Here is a 20,405-nt window from a genome sequence, read left to right on the forward strand (position 1 = left end):
CCAGCTCGCTTGGGTCGGTGCCTGCCCTTGCCCCCATTTGCGCCGCCGACGTCGGACGGCTGCACCAGTGCCTGTTGAACCTGCTGACGAACGCCATCAAATACAACCGGCCCGGCGGTTGGGCAAGGATAGCGGTGACCGGCGATTCGCAAGCGGTCGCGATTGCCGTGAGCGACAACGGCTTCGGCATGGACGCGTTGCAGCGCCAGCACCTGTTCGAACCCTTCAACCGCCTCGGCAGACAGCTGGGYTCGACGCCCGGCGCAGGCCTTGGGCTGATGATCACGCGTCAGTTCGTGGAGGCGATGAACGGTCAGTTGCGCGTCGAGAGCGAGCCGGGTCAGGGAAGCTGCTTCACCATCTCGCTGCCCGGTGCGCCCGACCCCGGTGAAGACACCATCAACCACGCATCATCAAACGCCGCTCTTCGAGCGGGTGACGCCGTTTCGCACGACGTCAACGACGGTCCATGAGCGACAACATCCTGCTGGTCGACGACGACCCATCCGCAATTCGTCTGCTGAGTCATATGCTGGCGGACGTGGGCAACTTGCGCTTCGCGACCAGCGGGGAGGATGCGCTGCGACTTGCGAGAGAGTCGGCGCCCGATCTGGTACTGCTCGATGCAGAAATGCCCGGCATGAGCGGGTTCGAGATTCTCGAAGCGCTCAAGGCAGACCCGGGACTCGAGGACGTGCCGGTGATTTTCGTGACCAGCCACAGCGAGCCCGAATTCGAACTGTCCGGGTTCGAACTTGGCGCGGCCGACTTCATCGCCAAGCCCGTGAGCGCACCGTTGGTCGTGGCGCGGGTCAAGACCCAGCTGCGTGTCAAGCGCATCGCCGACGAGCTGCGCCGGATCGCGACGATCGACGTGCTGACCGGTGTCACCAATCGGCGTGGTTTCGACGACGCGCTGGCGCATGAATGGCGCCGCGCCCGGCGGGCCGGTGACCCGCTGGCCGTGCTGATGATCGATGTCGACCACTTCAAGTCATTCAATGATCACTATGGTCATCCGGCGGGCGATGTGTGCCTGCGGGCCGTCGCGCAGACCCTGGCGAGCACCAGCCTGCGCCCGGCGGATCTGGTTGCGCGCTACGGCGGGGAGGAATTCGTCGTGCTGCTGCCGCAGACGCCGCGCCTGGGCGCCGAGCACGTGGCCCACAGCATCCTGGCTGCCGTCGAAGCGCTGAGCATCCGTCACGACGCCTCGTCGGCCGCATGCCACGTCACCGTCAGCGTGGGCGTCGCCTGCTACGACAACGCGAGCGAGTGCTGGGCAGAGCCCTCGGCCGACTCTCGCGCCGCTGGTCTTGGCAGGGGCCACTCCCCGCTTGACCTGGTGCGCGCTGCCGACAAGGCCATGTATTGCGCCAAGCGCGCCGGCCGGGCCCGGGCCATGCTGCTGGACATCTGTGACGTGGATGCGCCGCAGGGGGTGCGCGAGGCACGCCGCCCTCCGGCCGGTCACGACTCCGAGCAACTGAAGCACGGCGCACTCCTCGGCACCGCATTCCCGTCCGGCTGATTGATCACGCTCTCAACAAGGTTGCCCATGCCCAGAATCGCCGGCGATACCCCCACCCTTCCCAATCCCGTCGACGGCACCGTGGAGTACCTCAACGAGGTCCGGCGCCAGGAGGCATTGCTCAAGACGGGCGCACTGCAGAGTGCGATCTTCAACAGCGCCAACTTCTCAAGCATCGCGACCGACGCGAAGGGCGTGATCCAGATCTTCAACGTCGGCGCTGAGCGCATGCTGGGCTATTCGGCCAACGACGTGATGAACAAGATCACGCCGGCCGACATCTCCGACCCGCAGGAATTGGTCGCGCGTGCCGAAGCGCTCAGCGTCGAACTCGACACCTCGATCGCGCCGGGCTTCGAAGCCCTCGTGTTCAAGGCCTCGCGCGGCATCGAGGACATGTACGAGCTGACCTACATCCGCAAGGACGGTAGCCGCTTCCCGGCGGTCGTGTCAGTCACGGCGCTGCGCGATGTCGAAGATCGAATCATCGGCTACCTGCTGATCGGCACCGACAACACGGCCCGCAAGCAGGCGGAAGAGGCGCTGCTCAAGGCCGGCGCCCTGCAATCCGCGATCTTCAACAGCGCCAATTTTTCCAGCATCGCCACCGACGCGAAAGGTGTGATCCAGATCTTCAACGTCGGCGCCGAACGCATGTTGGGTTACGCGGCCGCCGACGTGATGAACAAGATCACGCCGGCCGACATCTCCGACCCACAGGAGGTGATCGCGCGCGCCTTGGCGCTCAGCGTCGAACTCGAGACCACCATTGCGCCGGGTTTCGAGGCGTTGGTGTTCAAGGCCTCGCGCGGCATCGAGGACATCTACGAGCTGACCTACATCAGGAAGGACGGCAGCCGCTTGCCGGCCGTCGTGTCGGTGACTGCGCTGCGCGACGCCCAGAACGCCATCATTGGCTACCTGCTGATCGGCACCGACAACACCGCGCGCAAACGCGCTGAAGAAGCGCTGCTGAAGGCCGGCGCCTTGCAGAACGCGATCTTCAACAGCGCCAACTTCTCGAGCATCGCCACCGACGCGAAGGGGGTGATCCAGATCTTCAACGTCGGCGCCGAGCGCATGCTGGGCTACACGGCCGCTGACGTGGTGAACAAGATCACGCCAGCAGACATCTCCGACCCGCAGGAATTGATTGAGCGGGCCAAGGCGCTGAGCGTCGAACTCGAAACCCCGATCGCCCCCGGCTTCGAGGCGCTGGTGTTCAAGGCCTCGCGCGGCATCGAGGACATCTACGAGCTGACCTATATCCGCAAGGACGGCAGCCGCTTCGGAGCGGTGGTGTCGGTGACTGCGCTGCGCGACGCGCAAGACGCCATCATTGGCTACCTCTTGATCGGCACCGACAACACCGCCCGCCAGCAGGTCGAAGAGGAGCGCCAGAAGCTCGACCAGCGCTTACGCGACCAGCACTTCTACACGCGCTCGCTGATCGAATCCAACATCGACGCGCTGATGACGACCGACCCGCGCGGCATCATCACCGACGTCAACAAGCAGACGGAGGCCCTGACCGGCTGCACGCGCGACGAGCTGATCGGCGCGCCGTTCAAGAACYACTTCACCGCGCCACACCGGGCGGAAGCAGGCATCAAGCGCGTGCTGGCCGAGGGCAAGGTCACCAACTACGAACTCACCGTGCGCGCCAGGGACGGCAAGCTCACCGTGGTGTCGTACAACGCCACCACCTTTCATGACCGCGACCGGCAGCTGCAAGGCGTCTTCGCGGCGGCGCGCGACATCACTGAGCGCAAGCAGTACGAGGAATCGCTGCGTCACGCAACGCAAAAGGCCGAACAGGCCAATCGTGCCAAGAGCGAGTTTCTCGCCAACATGAGCCATGAGATCCGCACCCCAATGAATGCGGTCATCGGCCTGACCTATTTGCTCGGGGAGACCTCGCTGGACGAGGAGCAGGTGGCCTTTCTGGCGAAGGTCAAGCTCGCGAGCAAGTCGCTGCTCGTGGTGCTGAACAACGTGCTCGATCTGTCAAAGATCGAAGCCGGCGAGTTGATCGTCGAGAACACCGCATTCAGCCTGCGCAGTTTGCTGAAGGAGCTGAGCGACGTGATGGCGGTGCAGGCCGAGGCCAAGGGCGTCGCATTCGAGATCGTCGTCGAGGACGAGCTGCCGGTGGTGCTGGAGGGCGATGCGACGCGCCTGAGCCAGATCCTGACCAACCTGCTGTCCAACGCGATCAAGTTCACCGAGCAAGGCAGTGTCGAGCTGCACGTCCGGATGCTTGCCGCCACGGCCCAGCATGCGACGCTGTCGTTTGCCGTGCAAGACACCGGCATCGGCATCGCGCCCGAAGTTCAGACGCAGTTGTTCGCGCCGTTTGCCCAGGCGGATGCGTCGATCACACGGCGCTTCGGTGGCACCGGGCTGGGGTTGTCGATCGTCAAGCGATTGGCAAACCTGATGGGCGGGCACGTGAGTCTGGAGAGCACGCCCGGCGTCGGCAGCGTGTTCAGCGTCGTGCTGGACTTTGCGCTCGCCTCGCCGGATGCGGTGGCGCGGCTGGAGGCGCCTCCCGCAGCAGCCGGTGAACGCGCGCTGCTGGACATCCGAGTGCTGGTCGTTGACGACAGCGACATCAACCTGGATGTGACGAAGCGCATCCTCGAACTCGAGGGCGCGAAGGTCTTGCTCGCAAACAATGGACAGGAGGCCTTCGATCTTCTTGAAGCCCAGCCCCACGCCATCGACGTGGTGCTGATGGATGTGCAGATGCCGGTACTCGATGGTCACGATGCCACCCGGCGAATCCGCCTGGAACTGCATCTGGCGGACTTGCCGATCATCGCCCTGACTGCCGGTGCACTGAGCAGCGAGCGACAGCGTGCCACGGCGGCCGGAATGGACGACTATCTTGTCAAACCGTTCGACCCGCGGTCCCTGGTGGCCAGCATCCTGCGCCGCGTTGCACCTGTGAACGGCCGGCCCGTGCACCTGATTGCTGACTCGCCCGACACGTCGGCGGCGGAATCGCTGCCGCAGCCGTGGCCGGAGATCGAGGGGATCGACGGGTTGGACGTGCGCGAACGCCTGAGCAATGACTTCGGCTTGTTCAAATTGATGCTCAAGCGGCTGCTCGATGAGTTCCCGGACATCTCAATTCCGATCGCAGCGCAAGCCCCGATCGACCTCGCCATTCATGCCAGCCGCATGCACAAACTGAGGGGCAGCGCGGGCACCCTCGGAGCCAGGGAGATCCACCAACTGGCGGGCGAGGCGGAGACGGCTTGTGCCGCAGGAAACGTCGAGAGATTCATCGACCTCGCGACGCGACTTGCCATCAAGCTGCAACGGCTGGGGGAATGTGTGGCGCCGTTGCTCGTGACAGCGCCGGCCCCGGCCGAGGATCCTTCTGCGGCCACCAGCGGCGACAGCCTCGAGCCGCAGGTCCTGGCCGATTTCGTCGGCCTGCTGCGCCAGCAAAGCATGTCGGCGATCGAACGTTTCAATGGTCTCGCCCCACAGCTGCAACGGCTCTTGAGCAAGGGCGCGTTCGACCTGGTGCGTCAGCACATTGACGACCTGCAGTTCAGTGATGCCGCCGATGCGCTGGAGGCAGGCCCGTTGTAACTCGCGTCACCGCCTTGCGCAGCTCGCCCACCCACAGCACGCTGCTGGCCATGGCCACGCAGACGGCCCACTGCTGCGGGCTCAGCGGCGCGGTGCCGAAGGCCAGGTTCAGCGGCGGGAAGTGAACCACCGCGACTTGCAGCAGCGCCGACAGCGTGATCGCGCCCCACAGCCAGCGGTTAACGAAGAGGTGGCGGAAGGCGCTGGCCGTCTCGGAGCGGGCATTGAAGCAGTTGAACAGCTGCGCCAGCACCAGTCGGGCTTGGCGGCCCTGCGGGCCTTGGGCTTGTCGGGCAGTTCACCGTCGAAGAGCCGATGCAGCCGGCCGGCGCGGTCGCCTGAGACGTCAAACACGGCCAGCGTGTGCTCGTCGTCGGCAACGACAAACAGCCGCGGCCCAACCTGAACCAACCCGCTGGCTGCGCTGAGGTGGCCCAGAGCGGCATCTGTCTCGACGGACAGGGTTCGGACGACTGCCCACAACAGCCTCGTCTCATTGGCGGCAGCGCTGAAATTTGCCAATAAGGCAAAAAATTTGACAAACTTCGCACGCACTGATCTACTGCAATCTTGGGTGAGCGTTTCGCTCATGTGTTCTTTAAGAATTCTTCTCCTCCTCGTCTGAGATTGGACTGATAGATGCTGGCGCAAGCCAGCGCCTGGATGGACCGTCATCTGGCTAATACGTGGGCGCGGGCAACCGTGGCCACCGAGCGAGGCACCAAGTCCGCGACTCTTGTCGTGCGGCGGGTGGCGACCAGCGGCTAGTCCCTAGCTGTCGGTGGCGACCCGCAGCAACCCAGGGCGGCGGGGCGGCGCATCGTCTTTCGTCGGTAGCGGGCCTTGCGGTATCGAGCGACTCCTTTCCGGTCTTGCTCTTGGGCGGCAGGCATGGTGCCTGATTGGAGAAACGCAAATGCGTACCTTAAAGAACCTGGTACAGGAGCTCGAAGAGCTTCTGGATCAGAACCACGGTCGGCTCGATACCAACGTATCCGTAGCTATGAAGTTCAAGGTCGATCAACTGAAACAGAAGATCGACGAGGCAGATGTCGCTCAACAGCGGCAATTGGCATCCGAGGCCTTGCGGCTCTTGGCGGCCCTGCTGAGCATCGTGACAAACGTCATGACGTTCTTGAAGTGAGTGCGCTTGGAGTACACAAGGCCCGTACTTTTGTTGTCGTCATATGAACATCGGAAAAGCATTAAAGCTCTGTCGCTCTGCGAAAGCTCTCTCCCTAGAGACTGTCGCGGAGCGCGCGGGCATTTCCGTTTCGCATCTTTCGCGTATAGAGAACCAGAAGCGCGAACCGACTCTGCCGTTGGTCAACAAGATCGCGGGGGCCCTAGGTATTCCGACTCCCATTGTTGTGTACTTGGCTTCCGATGCTGGCGAGCTGTCTGGGCTCGACAAGCGGGCGGAGAAGCAATTCTCTGAGCTTGCGTTGGACCTAATTCGCCAGTCGTGAACCATGAACGCGGCGTTCTTTCCACATGACAGGGTTCAATCCGTCGAATCGCTTCGACATCCATTGGGTTTTAGCCCCGAAGATTTGCGCAAGCTGGCGGGGCGAGCATCGGGCATGTACTTCGTGGCCAAGCGTGTCATCAAGGAAGACGGCACCGAACGCCTTCTGTACGACACGCGAATGCCATTGAAGACAGTGTTGCGGCGTATCAACGAGCACTTTCTGCGGCGAGTTCAGTACCCCGATTACCTTACCGGTGGTGTGCCAGGCAAGGACTACAAGTCGAGCGTGGACATTCACGCCAAAGCATCGACGGTCATCAAGGAAGACATAACCAAGTTCTATCCGAGTGTCGGGGATGGCACAGTCTTCGACATCTGGCATCGTTTCTTTGGCTTTGGCGAACAGGTGGCAGACCTACTTACTCGCCTGACAACTCGAGATGGTCATTTGGAACAGGGTGCCCCTACGAGTGGCTATCTGGCAAACCTGGCGCTATGGGATGTAGAACCGCACGTCGTCAAACGATTGGCCGAGCGGGGCTTTTCACGGTACTCGCGCCACGTAGATGACATTTGCATGTCCAGCGACGAGCGTCTCGATGGAAAGCAAATCGCGTGGGCCGTCAGTCAGGTCTACGGCATGCTCCGCGAGAAGGACCTACAGGCAAAGCGCTCCAAGCATGTGGTCATGCGGAGTGACTCGCCCATCACGATCCTCAAACTGGTCGCGAACCAGAAGGCATCGCTGCCTCCCAAAGAGCGTTCACGCGTGCGCGCTCTGGTGCACAGGTTCTGCACCGATGTCAACGCCGGCAAAGACTTGGGACTTTTGGCTGCGGAGTTGCCCCGAGTTAGAGGACAGGTCTACAAGGTCAAGCGCTTCCACCTCACGGAGGGCCTGCAACTGGCGGCGCGTGTGGATGAGGCTGCGCGACTCCTCCGCGCCGTACAGAGCAATAGCCAAGGCCAGCTCCAGGCGAGCGACGCGCCGCAGGCGATGGCAAACGCGCTGCGTTTCGACGCTGAGTGAGCGAGTCATATGGCGGCAAATGTGAACGACCGCGACCCGCCTGAAACCGCCTTACCGCGCTAGCAGCAAGCGCGCAAAGCGCCTCACTCGCTCCAGAGTTGCGGCGGCAGGCAGCCGTATCAGTGCGACGCTCGCCAAATCACCGCCCCGTCGGTCCGAGCCCCGCCACAGCATGGTCGCGTCGAAAAGCGCGCTCGTCGGGCCGGCGGGGCGCTGGCAGCGCTTCATCCTGTCAAGCAGCCACGCCGAACAATTTGCCGACGCCCGCCGTGATCGCCATTGCCAGCGCGCCCCAGAACGTCACCCGCACGATGCCGCGCGCAATGGGCGCACCGCCCGTGTGGGCCGCCAGCCCCCCCCAGCAGCGCCAGGAACAGCAGCGACGTGGCGCCGACGATCAGCACCAGGGTCTGCGCCGGCGCCAGCCAGGCGCTGAGCAGGGGCAGGCCTGCCCCGACCGTGAATGCGGCGGCCGAGGCCCACGCCGCCTGCACGGGCCTGGCGCTGACGGCCTTCGAGATGCCGAGTTCGTCGCGGGTGTGGGCGCCGAGCGCATCGCTGGCCATCAGCTGCCGGGCGACCTGCTGCGCAAGTTCGGGGTCGAGGCCGCGCTGCACGTAGATGCCCGCCAGTTCAGCCGTCTCGCGGGTGGCGTCGGTGGCCAGTTCCTCGCGTTCCCCGCCGCCATCGACATCGCGCCGGACACCAGCCCGGCCACACCCGCCACCAGCACGGCGCCAGGAGCCTGTCGGGCTTTAGGTCGGGTGCGCGCCGGGGCAACGCGTCATTCGAGGCCGGCGCGCCGCAGCCTGGCGCGCAAGGCATTGATCTCCTCCAGCAGGTCGAGCACCAGGGCTGCGCCAGCGGTGCCGAGGGCGAGGTCGGCGTTCAGGCGCAAGGCCGTGCGCGTCGCGCGCAGCGATGGCCCCGTGAAGGCCCAGTGCTGCGGCACGTCGCCGTCGGGTTGCAGCACGCCTTCGTCGACCAGCGACAGCACCTGGGCCGGGCTCGCGCCGGCGGCCTGGCACAGGCCGCTCAGGCTGAAGACGATCTCTTCCTCGACGATGACAGCGTCGATCACATCACTTGAGTTGTCGGCCATGGTTGTCATCCTTCCTGCGCGACGCGCGGGTCATAGTCCGGAAACGCCGCCCGCAGCGCGGCATAGGCCGCCTGGGCCGCGTCGGCGTCCGCGCGCGGCAGCGTGAGGGTCAGCACGGCATACAGGTCACCCGGCGGCTTGGCCGGCAGGCCACGGCCCTTCAGGCGCAGCTTGCGGCCCTGGGTGGAGCCCGCGGGAATGGTGAGGTGCACCTCACCCGAGGGGGTGGGCGCTGCGACGGTGGCGCCCAGCGCGGCTTCCCAGGGAGACACCGGCAGGTCGACATACACGTCTCGGCCATCGATCCGGAACTGCGGATGCGGTTTCAAGGCGATCTCCAGGTACAGGTCGCCCGCAGGTTCGCCGCCGTGGCCAGGGCCGCCCTGGCCCGCCAGGCGCAGGTGCTGCCCCTCGCGCACGCCGGGCGGAATGTTGACCTCCAGTTGGCGGTCATGCAGGGCGACATGCCCCTGGGCGTCGGCCACCGGCACGCGCAGCGAGATCGTGCGGCGTGCACCGCGATAGCTGTCTTCCAGGTCGATCATCACCTTGGCGTGGTGGTCGCTGCCGGGCGCCTGCCGGTGGCCGCCTGCAGCGGGCCGTGCGCCCGGCCCACCGCGCCCGAAGATGGATTCGAAGAAGGCGCTGAAGTCCTCGGCGCTGGGCGCTTGCTGCCCGCCGGACCCGGCGCCGCCCCGGCCGCTGAACTCAAAGCCGCTGTCCCAACCCGGCGGCGGCTGGAACGTTTCGCCTCGGGCGTGGCGCTGGCTGATGTCGTCGTAGGCCGCGCGGCGCTCGGGGTCGATCAGGGCTTCATGCGCCTCGGCCACATCCTTGAAGCGCGATTCGGCATCCGCCTCCTTGCTGACGTCGGGGTGGAACTTGCGTGCCAGCTTGCGGTAGGCACGCTTGATCTCGTCCTGGGTGGCGTCTCGCTGCACCCCGAGCGTGGCGTAGTAGTCCTTGAATTCCATTGGGTTCCCCTGTGCGGTGTCGTCAGTTGGAGCCGGCGGGTACAGGCTCGGGCGTGGGTGCTTCAGCGTTGGATGCCTTGGCGACCAGCCTGGACAACTCGGCAAATCCGATCGGCGGCACGGTCAGCCAGGGCAGCGTGAAGAGGCGCCTGGCCAGGCCATTGGCCATGCGTGCCATCTGCTTGCGTTCGCCCGCCAGCCGCGCTGCCAGCAAGGGGTCGCGCGTTCCGGCGGCCAGCACGCTCTTGTTCAGCACCCAGGCATAGGGCTCGATGCTGGCGCGGCGCAGGTCGTCCTGCAGCGCAGCCGCCTGCGACACGGGCGTCACCTCCGGCAGCGTGACCAGGATGATCTTGGTGTACGTGCCGTCCTGCAGCCGCATCAAGGGTGTCACCACCCGGGCCGCTCCCGGCCCCTCGAACTCCCGCATCATCTGGCGGTGATAGGCGCCGGTGGCGTCCATCAGCAGCATGGAATGGCCCGTGGGCGCGGTGTCGAGCACGACGAAGGCACCGCGGCCCTCGCTGACGATGCGCGAGAAGGCATGGAAGACGGCCACCTCTTCCGTGCAGGGCGATTGCAGGTCTTCCAGCAGCAGCGCCTGCTCGGCCGCGTCGAGCTTGGGTGACCTGGCCGCCATGATCTTGTCGATGTAGCGCTGCGTCTCGACCTTGGGGTCGATGCGGCTGACGCTCAAACCCGGCACGTCGCCGGCCAGCGTCGAGGCCAGGTGGGCCGCCGGATCGGTGGTGCTGAGGTGCACGGTCTTGCCGCGCTCGACCAGCCCCAGGGCCAGCGCCGCCGCCACGGTCGTCTTGCCGACGCCGCCCTTGCCCATCACCATGATCAGCCCGTGCCCGGCGGCGGCCAGTTCGTCGGCCAGCGCGTCAAGGCCCGGGAGCTTGCCGCTGGCTTCCACGACCGCAGCCGTGGGCGGCGCGACCGGGCCGGCATCGGTGGTCAGCAGTGCGCGCAACGCGGGCAGGCCGACCGTGTCGAAGGCCCGCAGCCGGACCCGGTCCTGCGGCAGCGCACGCAGCGATGCGGGCATCGCGTCCAGCGCCTGCTGCCCCAGGTCTTCGATGGCGCAGGCCACGGCGTCGCTGCGCTCACTGGCGTGGAACACGCCGTTGATGGCCAGCCGCTGGTTGTGCAAGCCCAGCTCATGCAGCTCGGCCGAGGTGTGCGCGGCTTCATTGATCGCGCCCTTGTCCGCCCGCGTCACCAGGATGACGGTGGTCTGGGCCGGGTCGCTCAGCGCTTCCAGCGCCGCCTTGAAGCGCTCCTCCTGCATCTTCAGCCCCGAATGCGGGCCCAGGCAGGAGGCGCCCCGGTCGTTGCCGTCGAGAAAGCCGCTCCAGGCCTTGGGCAGGCTCAGCAGCCGCAGCGTGTGGCCGGTCGGCGCGGTGTCGAAGACGATGTGATCGAAGCGACCGTCCTTGTCGGACAGCAGCGCGGCGAACTCGTCGAACGACGCGATCTCGGTGGTGCAGGCGCCGGACAGCTGCTCGCTCACCGTGGAGAGTTCGGCGTCACTGGCGCCAGCGCCCATCTGCGCCAGCACCCGCTGCCGGTAGGACTCGGCCGCCGTGTCGGGGTCGATGTTGAGCACGGACAGCCCCGGCGCGCCGGGCACCGGCGTTGGCGTGTTGCGCAGCTCGATGCCCAGCATCTCATCGAGGTTGGAGGCCGCATCGGTGCTCACCAGCAGCACCTTCTTGCCCCCGTCGGCCAGCGTCAGCGCGGCGGCGGTGGACAGCGAGGTCTTGCCGACGCCGCCCTTGCCGGTGAAGAACAGGTGCCGCGTGGCCTGGGTCAGGAAGCCGGGCGCCTGCGCGGCCAGCGTCAGCCAGGCTTGCACCTCGGCATGCGAGGGCAGCCCGCCGCTGTGCACGACCCGGCCGTCGATGACGACCGCCGGCGTCGCGCTGACGCCGTGACTCAGGATCGCATCGTGATCCTCGACCTTGAGGATCTCGACCTCGACGCCCTGCTCCTTCGCCACCCGCTCGATCATCGCGATGGTGCTGCGGCATTTGCTGCAACCCGAACCTAGAACCATGATCTGCATTGGGACTCCTCGTGCTGGGCCGAAAGACTGTTCAACGTTTCAAATCAGGTCCAGCACATAACGCAGGGTTTCATGGTCAGACCCGGCCTTGTCGAGCCTGAACCCGCCCTGCGTCGCCAGCTCGCGCATGCCTACGTTCTCGCGCAGCACCAGCGCCACCAGGCGCTGCGTGCCGTGGCCTTGCAGGTAGCCCACCATCTTGTCCAGCAGCCGTTGCCCCAGGCCCTCCCCTTGCAGCTCGGTGGCCAGGATGATGGCGAACTCGGCCTCGACGTTGTCGGGATCGGCCACGGCGCGCACGACGCCTAGCGTGTGCTGCGTGCCGTCGGCCTGCGCCTCAATCACGACGAAAGCCATCTCGCGGTCGTAGTCGATCTGCACCAGGCGGGCCAGCTCGCTGCGCGGCAGTTCGCGCCGCATGCTGAAGAAGCGCAGGCGGATGTCCTCGGGTGCGAGCTGCCCGGCGAAGGCGAGGTGCCGCGCCTCGTCCTCGGGCCGGATCGGGCGCACCTGCAGCTGCCGGCCCTGCCACGTCCAGGTCTCGGCAAGTTCAGCCGGATAGGGCTGGATGGCGAAGCGCGATGTCCCGGCACTGGCCGCAGGGGTGACGCGCAGGCGGGCGTCCAGCGCAATGACGCCGTCGCCGTCGGCCAGCAGCGGGTTGATGTCCAGCTCGGCCAGCTCGGGCAGGTCGGCCAGCATTTGCGAGACGGTCACCAGCACGTCGCAGATGGCGTCCATGCGCGCGGGTGCATGGTCGCGGTAGCCGGCAAGCAGCTTGGCCACGCGTGTGCCGGCCACCAGCTCGCGGGCCAGCACGCGGTTCAGCGGCGGCAGGCCGATGGCGCGGTCGGCCATCACCTCCACCGCCGTGCCGCCCTGGCCGAACAGGATGACCGGGCCGAACACCGGGTCCACGCTGGCGCCGACGATCAGCTCCTGCGCATGCGGCCGGCTCACCATGGCCTGCACCGTGAAGCCGGCAATGCGTGCTAGCGGCTTGATCGAGCGCACCCGCGCCAGCATCTGCCGGGCGGCCAGCCGCAAGGCCGCGTCGTCGCTCAGGCCCAGCACCACGCCGCCCACGTCCGACTTGTGGCTGATGTCGGGCGACAGGATCTTCAGCGCGACCGGGTAGCCGATGGCGACTGCGGCTGTCACCGCTTCGTCAGCGGTGGGACCCACCGCGACCGTCGGCACGACCGGGATGCCATAGGCCTGCAGCACGTCCTTGGCCTCCAGCTCGTCGAGCATCTCGCGGCCATCGGCAAGCGCCGCCTCGACGACGGCGCGCGCCGCCGCGCGGTCCGCCGGCCCGGCCTCGCTGGCGGGGTGGGCGCCTCGGTGAGCAGCGCCTGGTTGCTGGCGTAGCGGGCCAGCATGGCGAACGCTCGCACAGCTTCCTCGGGCGTGTCGTAGCCGGCCACGCCCGCGCCTTCAAAGGTGCGCCGCGCCTCGGCCACGCCGGCGTCGCCCAGCCAGCAGCTCATCAGGCGACCGGCGGCCTCGCGGGCCAGTGGTGCGCAGGCAAGGGCGATGTCCTCGCTGCGCACGATGGCCGTCGGTGCGTGCATGAAGAGCACCGTGCCGGTGTCGGGGTCGTCGAGCAGCGCGCGCAGCGTGGCGGTGTAGCGCTCGACCGGCGCGTCGCCAATGATGTCGACGGGGTTGCCGTGCGACCAGGTGGGCGGCAGCACGGCGTCCAGCTTTGCGCGAAGCGCGTCACTCAGCGGTGGCAGGTCGACGCCGGCCAGCGCGGCCGCGTCGGCCGCCATGACACCGGCGCCGCCGCCGTTGGTCATCAGCGTCAGGCCGCGCTGTGGGCTGCCGCGGAAATGCGCCAGCGTTTCGGCCGCCATGAACAGGTCTTGCAGCGTATCCACGCGCAGCATGCCGGCGCGGCGGATTGCGGCGTCGATGACCACGTCCGACCCGGCCAGCGCGCCGGTGTGCGACGCGGCGGCCTGCAGGCCCTTGCCCGCGCGGCCGGCCTTGACGACGATGACCGGCTTGTTGCGCGCCGCCGCACGCGCCGCCGACATGAACTTGCGCGGCGACTCGATGGACTCGATGTAGAGCAGGATGGCCCGCGTGTGCGGGTCGCTGGCGAAGTGGTCGAGCAGGTCGCCGAAGTCCACATCGGCCCGCTCGCCCAGCGACACCATGTGCGAGAAGCCGATGCGCCGCGAGCGCGCCCAGTCGAGCACCGCCGTGACCAGCGCGCCCGACTGCGACACGAAGGCGATGTCGCCGGGCAAGGCGTCGACATGGGCAAAGCTGGCGTTCAGGCCGATGCGCGGCGACAGCAGGCCCAGGCAGTTGGGGCCGAGCAGGCGCAGCAGATGCGGCCGGGCGGCGTCCAGCGCGGCCTGCTTCTGAACAGCGTTCAGGCCGGCGGTCATGACGATGGCGGCGCGCGTGCCCAGCTGGCCCAGCTCGGCAATGAGGCCGGGCACCGTGTCGGGCGGCGTGCACAGCACGGCCAGGTCGGGCGGCTCGGTGAGGTCGGCGACGCGTGTCGCCAGCACCACGCCGTCCAGCTCGGCGTGCTTGGGGTTGACGCCGAAAACGGCGCCCGCAAACGTGCCGGCGCGCAGGTTGCGCCAGACGGTCGCCCCGACGCTGCCGGGGCGGTTGGAGGCGCCGACCACCACGACCGAGCGCGGTGACAGAAGCTGGTCGAGATGGCGGATGCTCATGCGGATGTCAGGGGGTGATCGCCACCTTGAGCACACCGTCGCGCTGGTGGCCGAACAGCTCATAGGCCGCCTCGATGTCGTCGAGCTTGAAGCGGTGGGTCACCATGGCCTCCAGGTTGACGCGCCGCGCGGCGATGACGGACATCAGCCGGCGCATGCGCTCCTTGCCGCCGGGGCAGAGCGTGGTGACGATCTTGTGGTCACCCAGGCCGGCCGCAAAGGCGCCGAGCGGGATGGTCAGGTCGGTGGAATACACGCCCAGGCTGGACAGCGTGCCACCCGGCCGCAGCACGCGCAGGCAGGCCTCGAAGGTCTGCTGCGTGCCCAGGGCCTCGATGGCGACGTCGACGCCGCGGCCGTCGGTCAGGCGCATGATTTCTTCCACGGGGTCGACCTTGCTGGCGTCGATGACATGGTCGGCGCCCATCTGCGTGGCGATGGCCAGGCGGTTGGCCAGGCGGTCGACGCCGATCACCATGGACGCACCGCTGAGCTTGGCGCCGGCCGTGGCGCACAGGCCGATGGGGCCTTGCGCAAACACCGCCACCGTGTCGCCGATGCGCACGCCGGCACTCTCGGCCCCGCTGAAGCCGGTGGACATGATGTCGGGGCACATCAGCACCTGCTCGTCGGTCAGAGAGTCGGGCACCGGCGCCAGGTTGGCCATGGCGTCGGGCACCAGCACGTACTCGGCCTGGCAGCCGTCGATGGTGTTGCCGAACTTCCAGCCACCCATGGCCTTCCAGCCATGCGCGGTGCCGGCGCCGTCCTGCGAGCCGCAGCCGCACAGGCAGGCGGTGCTCCAGCCGCTGGGCGTGATGGCACCAGCGATGACGCGCTGGCCCTCGCGGTAGCCGCGCACGCCCGAGCCGAGCTTCTCGATGACGCCCACGGGCTCGTGGCCGATGGTCAGGCCGCGCTCGACCGGGTACTCGCCCTTGAGGATGTGGATGTCGGTGCCGCAGATGGTCGTCGTGGTGACGCGGATCAGCGCGTCCTGCGGGCCGACATCGGGCATGGGCTTGTCGTCCAGCACGATGCGCCCGGGCTCGACGAAGACAGCGGCTTTCATCATGGCCATGGGAAATCCTCCAAAAGGCGCTACGCGCCTGGAAGGTTCCATGACGTCAGGCCACCCTACTCCGAGGCCTTGCCCAGGTGCAGGGTGGGAGCGCCGTTGCAGGGTAGGACGCGAGGCCGGCGGCCGCTTTGCGCCAGATCAGTTCAGGCCCGCCTTGTCCAGGCCGAACATCTTGTCCGCCGAGCCCGGCACATTGCGCACCGCCACATTCATGCGGTTCCAGCCATTGATGGCGGCAACGCGCCAGGTCAGCTCGGACAGCTCTTCCGGGGAGAAATGCTCGCTGACCTCGGCATAGGCAGCGTCGGAAATGCCCTCGGCCGGGATGCGCGTCAGCAGCTCGGTCCAGGCCAGGGCGGCGCGCTCCTTGGGCGTGAACAGCGTCGACTCTCGCCAGATGGCGACGTGGTGCAGGCGCAGCTCGCGCTCGCCGTGCATCTTGGCCTGCTTGACGTGCATGTCCAGGCAGAAGGCGCAGCCGTTGAGCTGGGAAGCGCGGATGTCGATCAGCACGGCCAGGGTCTTGTCCATGTGGAAGGCCATGCTGAAGTCCAGGTACTTCTTGGACAGGTCAGCGGACTGGCGGAAATAGTCGAGGCGGGCTTGGTGCGTGCTCATGGCGATGTCCTTGGGTGTTGTGGGCCGACAAAATCGCCGGCCTCACACTCAAGACGGATCAGCCGCGGCGTTTGTGACACGCATCCGGATCCCGCTGAGCTTGTCGGGGTTGCGCTGGATATAGACGGCACCCACCTGGCCCGCCTCAGCCGACGGTGCCAGCGCAATGGTCTGCACGAGTCGACCGCCGTTGCTGTCGTCGAGGATGAGCAGGCCCGGCAGGCCGTTGACGACCGCCGGCAACAGGCGCCAGGACCGGCTGGTGGGCAGTTGCGCGAAGCCGATGAAGGTGCGCGCGATCTGCGCACCGCCATGCAGGGGCTTGGGCACCGCGCTGACCTTGCCGCCGCCGTCGGCCATCAGCACGGCGTCCTCGCTGAGCAACTGCGCCAGGGCCGAGACGTCCTGGCTGCGCACGGCATCCATGAAGGCGGCCACAAGCCGATCAGCCTCCTCCTTGGCCACCTCGCGGCGCGCGTAGTCGGCCTTGATGTTCTTGCGCGCGCGGCTGATGAGCTGGCGGCAGGCGGCCTCGCTGCGGTCCAGGTGGCGGCCGATCTCGTCGTAGTCGAGGTCGAACACGTCGTGCAGCAGGAAGGCGGCGCGCTCCAGCGGCGACAGGCGCTCCAGGGCCAGCATGAAGGCGATGGACACGTCCTGGGCGAACTCAGCCTGCTTCTCGGGGCCGGGTGCCCAGCCGAACAGCGCTTCGTCCTCCAGCATGGGCTCGGGCAACCAGACGCCCACGTACTGTTCGCGCTGCACGGCGGCGGAGCGCAGCTTGTCCAGGCAGAGGTTGGTCACCAGGCGCGACAGGAAGGCGCCCTCGTGCTGGATGGTGGCCACATCCACCTCGGCCCAGCGCAGCCAGGCCTCCTGCACGATGTCCTCGGCCTCGGCGCGCGAGCCGAGCATGCGATAGGCCAGCGCGCGCAGGCGGCGGGCGTGGTCACGGTCAAAGCGCAGGGCGCGGGCGGTGGGCGAGAGGTCGTCGGTCATGGCGGGAGTTTCGTGGTTCAACTCCCTCCTGACGAAACGCCCCCCCAATTTGTGACATCAGCGCGCGATCTCCACCGCCGCCAGCAGCATCCAGGCCGAGTGCGGCAGCCACTGCTCCACCCAGCGCCACTGCTCGCCGTCGGGCCCTGGTCCGAACGCAATATCCTCGCCCGTATCGCTGCCGACGGCGCCCGTGATGCCATTGGAGATGCCGCCGGCAAACATGTCGCCCGCGCTGGACGGTACGGCCGGCGGGTTGCGCTTGCCAAAGCCGTAGAGCATGGAGATGCCGTAGGGGTTGCGGCCCAGCGTCCAGTCGAGCTGGCTTTGCGCATAGCCGGCCCAGCCCTCGGGCATGCCGGTGCCGAGCCGGCGGCTGGCAACCGCCATGGCCGTGGTCAACGAGGCCAGGCGCGCACTCTCGCCCTGCCACCAATAGCCGGTCTCGTTCTTGTGCGGGATGAAGAAGCCCTCCATCACGGAGCCTTCTGCCTTGCCGTTCGGCGCGAGCTGGAAGGACTGGCGTGCATAGCCATAGGGGTTGGACACGCGCTGGGTGATGGCGATCTCATGCTTCAGTGCCGACGCGATGGCAGCGGTCGCGCGGCCGCGACGCGCCTCCTGGGTCTCGATGGCTAGATAGTGAGTGAGGCTCAGCACCGGCAGGCCGGCTTCGACCGCGTGGTAGTAGGGCCGCGAGCCGCCATCGCTGATGAAGCCGCCGGCAGCGGTCTGGCGGCCCATCAGACTTTCGGCGCGCAGCCGGGCGGCGTCGAGGAAGCGCGGCTCGCGTGTCGCGTTGAACAGCTCGACGGCTGCCATCAACGCCGTGTAGTCGTCGATGATGTTTTCGACGCCATTGGCCGTGTACTGCGCATTGAACTGCTGCAGATGGTCGAAGGCCTTGACCGCGTCGGCCAGATAGGTCGCACCGTTGAACTCGCCCTGCCGACCCGATTGCTTCGCCAGCAGCGAGGCCCGCGCCAACGCCGCGATGGCCATGCCGCCCCCCGCGCGATAGGCCGAGCGGTAGAGCTGGGTGTATTTGCCGTCCTCGCCCTCGTAGCCGACGACCATGCGCTCGGCCTTCTCGTCGCCCCATTTGTCAAACACCGTCGTGTAGAAATAGCCCTCGGCGTCGAGGATGCGGTGCAGATAGTCCGCACCCCAGAAGGCCTCGTCCTGGGCGCGCTTCAGCAGGCCGGTGCGGCGGTAGAGGTCGCCTGACGCGTGAGACGTGTAGGCCAGCACCCAGGCCGCCATCGACGTCTGCTGCGGGTTGAAGAAGTTGGCGTAGCCGAGATGGGACAGGTATTTGCCCGTGTCGCCGCCGGCGTCCTTCCAGCCGCCATGCACGTCGACGAAGCGGTCCGTCTCGAAGATGCGGATATGGCGGTCGACCTTGGCCGTATGGCGGCTGCGGCGGAAGTAGTCCAGCGTCTTGTCGGCAATCGTCGTGAACAGGGCCTGGTCCCGCAGAGGGACCGGCGCCGACAGCGCGCGCTTGTTGTCCAGCGTGGCCTCGACGCGATAGACGCCCGCCTTCTCGATGGCCGAGAAGTCGACCTCGAAGTAGCGCTTGCCCGCCCCCCAGGCCGAGAACTCGGGCAAGGCCTTCAACGCCCCCTGGCCAACGACCTTGCCACCGGCCAGCACACGGTAGCGCCCGGCTTGCGCCGGGCCCGTGGACTCGACGACAGCCCTTTTGGGGCCGACGCGTTCCAGCGCCACCTGGTTGATCTGCACCAGCAGCGGCTCGGTGGGCAGTTGCACCGAGACCGTCGTCACCGGCGCAGCCGCCTCGGCGGCCACGCACAGCGGCGCTGCGGCCACGAGGGCCGCTGCAATCAGGATTCGCTTCATTCCCATGCCATGTTCTTGGACCACTTGATGCCCGAGGTCGGGCACTTGCCGCTGTTGTCGGGGTAGCTGCTGTTGATGACCGAGTTGACCGTGCTGACGCTGTTCATGGCCGGGTTCTTCTTGTAGATGTCCAGGGCCATGCTGGCCCGCCAGCAATTGCCCGCATCGTCGCCGAGGCTGGAGGACTTGAGCCAGCGGATGTACTGGTCGGTCAGGTAGGTGGCGAAGCAGGTTTCGGCGCTCAGGCTGCCGCAATTGCCAGCGTTCTTGACCGAGGTGAAGGCCGAGACGCTGCCAATCGAGCCGGTGTTGACCTGCACCTGGAAGGCCATGCCGACGAGGTTGTGTTTGTCGAAGGCCGTGAAGCCGATGCCCTTCAAGGCGCTCAGGACCGGCAGCAGCTTGTCGTTGTTGATGTGCGCGTAATGGCTCATCACATACTTGTCCTGCTGGTTGTCGAAGGCCGACTGCAGGGCCTTGCAGATCTTGGTCAGGGCCGCGCGCTTGGTGGAGTTGGAGCGGCTGAGGTTGGGATAGGGGTCGAGCCGCGAATCATCCGCCTTGAAGTTGCCGGCCGTCACGCCGGTGACCTGCACGCCCCAGTTCTTCATGTCGGTGTTGGTCGCACCGGTCTTGCCCAGCACATAGGGGGCGAAGGCGTTCTTGAAGTAGTCGGGGAAGTCGCCCACCGTCGTCACGCCGACCGGGCCGAAGGTGTCACCGCGATAGTCGGAAATGCCTTGGCTGGCCTCGTAGTCCACCTCGCAATAGCGCCAGGGGCCGACGTCCTGGTAGTTGGTGGTGCCGTTCTCCGGGTAGGCGTCCATGCTGAGCACGGCCTGCCATTGGGCGACGGTCAGCTTGCGGTTCTTGTCGAAGACGTTGCCGTAGACCTTGGCGTCGCCCACGGGGATGACGCCGCTGGCCGCCGCCGGCTGGACGGCCGTCACCAGGGCCTGGCCGCTGGCGGTCTCAGTCTGGGTGTACAGCCAGCCGTCCTGCACAAAGGCCGTGCTCTTGGCGGCATTGCTGCCGACCGCATTGCCAGCCCCAATTGCCAGCGAAGACAGGCTCAACAGGACGAGGGCCGCACACGAGCCGATCCGGAGTGATTGCATGTTTGCCTCAACGAAGTCTTGTGGCGATGGAAGAGCCACGGGGTTGTGGATGCCCACGAGCAGCGCGCGCACTGCCGGCGAGGAGCGCAACTTCACTGCTGGATGCGCCGGGCCAGACCTCGTCCCTCCAACGGGACTTCACGTCTCATGGGCGGCGAATGTAGGGCCGCCAAGCCGGCATCGTCAATATTTAAATCCACTGGTTGTATGAATTTATTTCAAACGTGATCGACGCCGGAACC

General features: G+C 66.8%; 17 protein-coding genes and 2 pseudogenes. 6 read left to right on the forward strand and 13 right to left on the reverse strand.

Annotated elements, in window-relative coordinates; genetic code table 11:
• From ACXJKJ_RS25010 to ACXJKJ_RS25020, 3 genes are all read left to right on the forward strand, one after another.
• Positions 1-473: sensor histidine kinase (locus tag ACXJKJ_RS25010; protein ID WP_457393363.1), on the forward strand; the 473-nt coding region annotated here is incomplete at its 5' end.
• A complete protein-coding gene (locus ACXJKJ_RS25015) occupies positions 470-1,531 on the forward strand; it encodes a diguanylate cyclase (RefSeq protein WP_457354966.1) in 1,062 nt (353 codons plus the stop codon). The genes ACXJKJ_RS25010 and ACXJKJ_RS25015, both read left to right, overlap by 4 nt.
• Positions 1,532-1,558: 27 nt before the next feature.
• Complete coding sequence (locus ACXJKJ_RS25020) at positions 1,559-5,137, forward strand: PAS domain S-box protein (protein WP_457393414.1); 3,579 nt, start codon at positions 1,559-1,561, stop codon at positions 5,135-5,137.
• Here ACXJKJ_RS25020 and ACXJKJ_RS25025 read toward each other — a convergent pair.
• On the reverse strand, positions 5,097-5,390 hold the full coding sequence (locus tag ACXJKJ_RS25025; RefSeq protein WP_457393365.1) for a cation transporting ATPase C-terminal domain-containing protein: 294 nt from the start codon (positions 5,388-5,390) through the stop codon (positions 5,097-5,099). The genes ACXJKJ_RS25020 and ACXJKJ_RS25025 overlap by 41 nt on opposite strands.
• Before the next feature lie 62 nt (positions 5,391-5,452).
• Positions 5,453-5,812, reverse strand: a pseudogene (locus tag ACXJKJ_RS25030) (hypothetical protein); the annotation flags it as partial.
• Between the two features lie 241 nt (positions 5,813-6,053).
• Here ACXJKJ_RS25030 and ACXJKJ_RS25035 point away from each other — a divergent pair.
• Genes ACXJKJ_RS25035 through ACXJKJ_RS25045 form a run of 3 tightly spaced genes read left to right on the forward strand, consistent with a single transcriptional unit; the run spans position 6,054 to position 7,638 of the window.
• Positions 6,054-6,281, forward strand: a complete 228-nt coding sequence (locus ACXJKJ_RS25035; protein ID WP_457393367.1) for a hypothetical protein — start codon at positions 6,054-6,056, stop codon at positions 6,279-6,281.
• 43 nt (positions 6,282-6,324) lie between these two features.
• Positions 6,325-6,606, forward strand: coding sequence for a helix-turn-helix domain-containing protein (locus ACXJKJ_RS25040; protein WP_457393369.1), 282 nt, complete (start codon positions 6,325-6,327; stop codon positions 6,604-6,606).
• A 3-nt stretch (positions 6,607-6,609) separates the two neighbouring features.
• Complete coding sequence (locus ACXJKJ_RS25045) at positions 6,610-7,638, forward strand: reverse transcriptase family protein (RefSeq protein ID WP_457393371.1); 1,029 nt, start codon at positions 6,610-6,612, stop codon at positions 7,636-7,638.
• A 232-nt stretch (positions 7,639-7,870) separates the two neighbouring features.
• Here ACXJKJ_RS25045 and ACXJKJ_RS25050 read toward each other — a convergent pair.
• The 11 genes and pseudogenes from ACXJKJ_RS25050 to ACXJKJ_RS25100 form a co-directional block, all read right to left on the reverse strand.
• Positions 7,871-8,371, reverse strand: a pseudogene (locus ACXJKJ_RS25050) (VIT1/CCC1 transporter family protein).
• A gap of 51 nt (positions 8,372-8,422) precedes the next feature.
• Positions 8,423-8,740: a chaperone modulator CbpM gene (locus ACXJKJ_RS25055; protein ID WP_457393374.1), complete on the reverse strand. Its 318-nt coding sequence runs from the start codon at positions 8,738-8,740 to the stop codon at positions 8,423-8,425.
• Between the two features lie 5 nt (positions 8,741-8,745).
• Entirely contained in the window at positions 8,746-9,714 is a 969-nt protein-coding gene (locus ACXJKJ_RS25060; protein ID WP_457393376.1) for a DnaJ C-terminal domain-containing protein, read from the reverse strand.
• Positions 9,715-9,736: 22 nt separating this feature from the next.
• Positions 9,737-11,785 (reverse strand): arsenical pump-driving ATPase, encoded by a 2,049-nt coding sequence (gene arsA, locus ACXJKJ_RS25065; protein ID WP_457393378.1) that lies wholly within the window; start codon positions 11,783-11,785, stop codon positions 9,737-9,739.
• 39 nt (positions 11,786-11,824) lie between these two features.
• Positions 11,825-13,039: a GNAT family N-acetyltransferase gene (locus ACXJKJ_RS25070; protein ID WP_457393380.1), complete on the reverse strand. Its 1,215-nt coding sequence runs from the start codon at positions 13,037-13,039 to the stop codon at positions 11,825-11,827.
• Positions 12,943-14,484: an acetate--CoA ligase family protein gene (locus tag ACXJKJ_RS25075; RefSeq protein WP_457393382.1), complete on the reverse strand. Its 1,542-nt coding sequence runs from the start codon at positions 14,482-14,484 to the stop codon at positions 12,943-12,945. Before ACXJKJ_RS25075 ends, ACXJKJ_RS25070 begins: the two co-directional genes overlap by 97 nt.
• A 7-nt stretch (positions 14,485-14,491) precedes the next feature.
• Positions 14,492-15,565 carry an NAD(P)-dependent alcohol dehydrogenase gene (locus tag ACXJKJ_RS25080; protein WP_457322041.1) on the reverse strand — a complete coding sequence of 358 codons (1,074 nt, stop codon included), beginning with the start codon at positions 15,563-15,565 and terminating at the stop codon, positions 14,492-14,494.
• Between the two features lie 138 nt (positions 15,566-15,703).
• Positions 15,704-16,183 carry a carboxymuconolactone decarboxylase family protein gene (locus tag ACXJKJ_RS25085; RefSeq protein WP_457393384.1) on the reverse strand — a complete coding sequence of 160 codons (480 nt, stop codon included), beginning with the start codon at positions 16,181-16,183 and terminating at the stop codon, positions 15,704-15,706.
• Between the two features lie 48 nt (positions 16,184-16,231).
• A complete protein-coding gene (sigJ, locus tag ACXJKJ_RS25090; RefSeq protein ID WP_457393386.1) occupies positions 16,232-17,182 on the reverse strand; it encodes an RNA polymerase sigma factor SigJ in 951 nt (316 codons plus the stop codon).
• A 57-nt stretch (positions 17,183-17,239) separates the two neighbouring features.
• Positions 17,240-19,045, reverse strand: coding sequence for a glycoside hydrolase family 9 protein (locus ACXJKJ_RS25095; RefSeq protein WP_457393388.1), 1,806 nt, complete (start codon positions 19,043-19,045; stop codon positions 17,240-17,242).
• Positions 19,042-20,163 (reverse strand): hypothetical protein, encoded by a 1,122-nt coding sequence (locus tag ACXJKJ_RS25100; RefSeq protein WP_457393390.1) that lies wholly within the window; start codon positions 20,161-20,163, stop codon positions 19,042-19,044. The genes ACXJKJ_RS25095 and ACXJKJ_RS25100 overlap by 4 nt, the downstream gene beginning before the upstream one ends.
• Positions 20,164-20,405: the final 242 nt, after the last annotated feature.

It is taken from the genome of Roseateles sp. P5_E1 (assembly GCF_054049335.1).

Coding starts and splice junctions, on each gene's coding strand:
- ACXJKJ_RS25095 (WP_457393388.1), bottom strand. CDS start 19,045: ATGAAGCGAATCCTGATTGCAGCGGCCCTCGTGGCCGCAGCGCCGCTG.
- sigJ (WP_457393386.1), bottom strand. CDS start 17,182: ATGACCGACGACCTCTCGCCCACCGCCCGCGCCCTGCGCTTTGACCGT.
- ACXJKJ_RS25100 (WP_457393390.1), bottom strand. CDS start 20,163: ATGCAATCACTCCGGATCGGCTCGTGTGCGGCCCTCGTCCTGTTGAGC.
- arsA (WP_457393378.1), bottom strand. CDS start 11,785: ATGCAGATCATGGTTCTAGGTTCGGGTTGCAGCAAATGCCGCAGCACC.
- ACXJKJ_RS25080 (WP_457322041.1), bottom strand. CDS start 15,565: ATGGCCATGATGAAAGCCGCTGTCTTCGTCGAGCCCGGGCGCATCGTG.
- ACXJKJ_RS25055 (WP_457393374.1), bottom strand. CDS start 8,740: ATGGCCGACAACTCAAGTGATGTGATCGACGCTGTCATCGTCGAGGAA.
- ACXJKJ_RS25015 (WP_457354966.1), top strand. CDS start 470: ATGAGCGACAACATCCTGCTGGTCGACGACGACCCATCCGCAATTCGT.
- ACXJKJ_RS25070 (WP_457393380.1), bottom strand. CDS start 13,039: ATGCTCGACGAGCTGGAGGCCAAGGACGTGCTGCAGGCCTATGGCATC.
- ACXJKJ_RS25040 (WP_457393369.1), top strand. CDS start 6,325: ATGAACATCGGAAAAGCATTAAAGCTCTGTCGCTCTGCGAAAGCTCTC.
- ACXJKJ_RS25085 (WP_457393384.1), bottom strand. CDS start 16,183: ATGAGCACGCACCAAGCCCGCCTCGACTATTTCCGCCAGTCCGCTGAC.
- ACXJKJ_RS25060 (WP_457393376.1), bottom strand. CDS start 9,714: ATGGAATTCAAGGACTACTACGCCACGCTCGGGGTGCAGCGAGACGCC.
- ACXJKJ_RS25075 (WP_457393382.1), bottom strand. CDS start 14,484: ATGAGCATCCGCCATCTCGACCAGCTTCTGTCACCGCGCTCGGTCGTG.
- ACXJKJ_RS25035 (WP_457393367.1), top strand. CDS start 6,054: ATGCGTACCTTAAAGAACCTGGTACAGGAGCTCGAAGAGCTTCTGGAT.
- ACXJKJ_RS25045 (WP_457393371.1), top strand. CDS start 6,610: ATGAACGCGGCGTTCTTTCCACATGACAGGGTTCAATCCGTCGAATCG.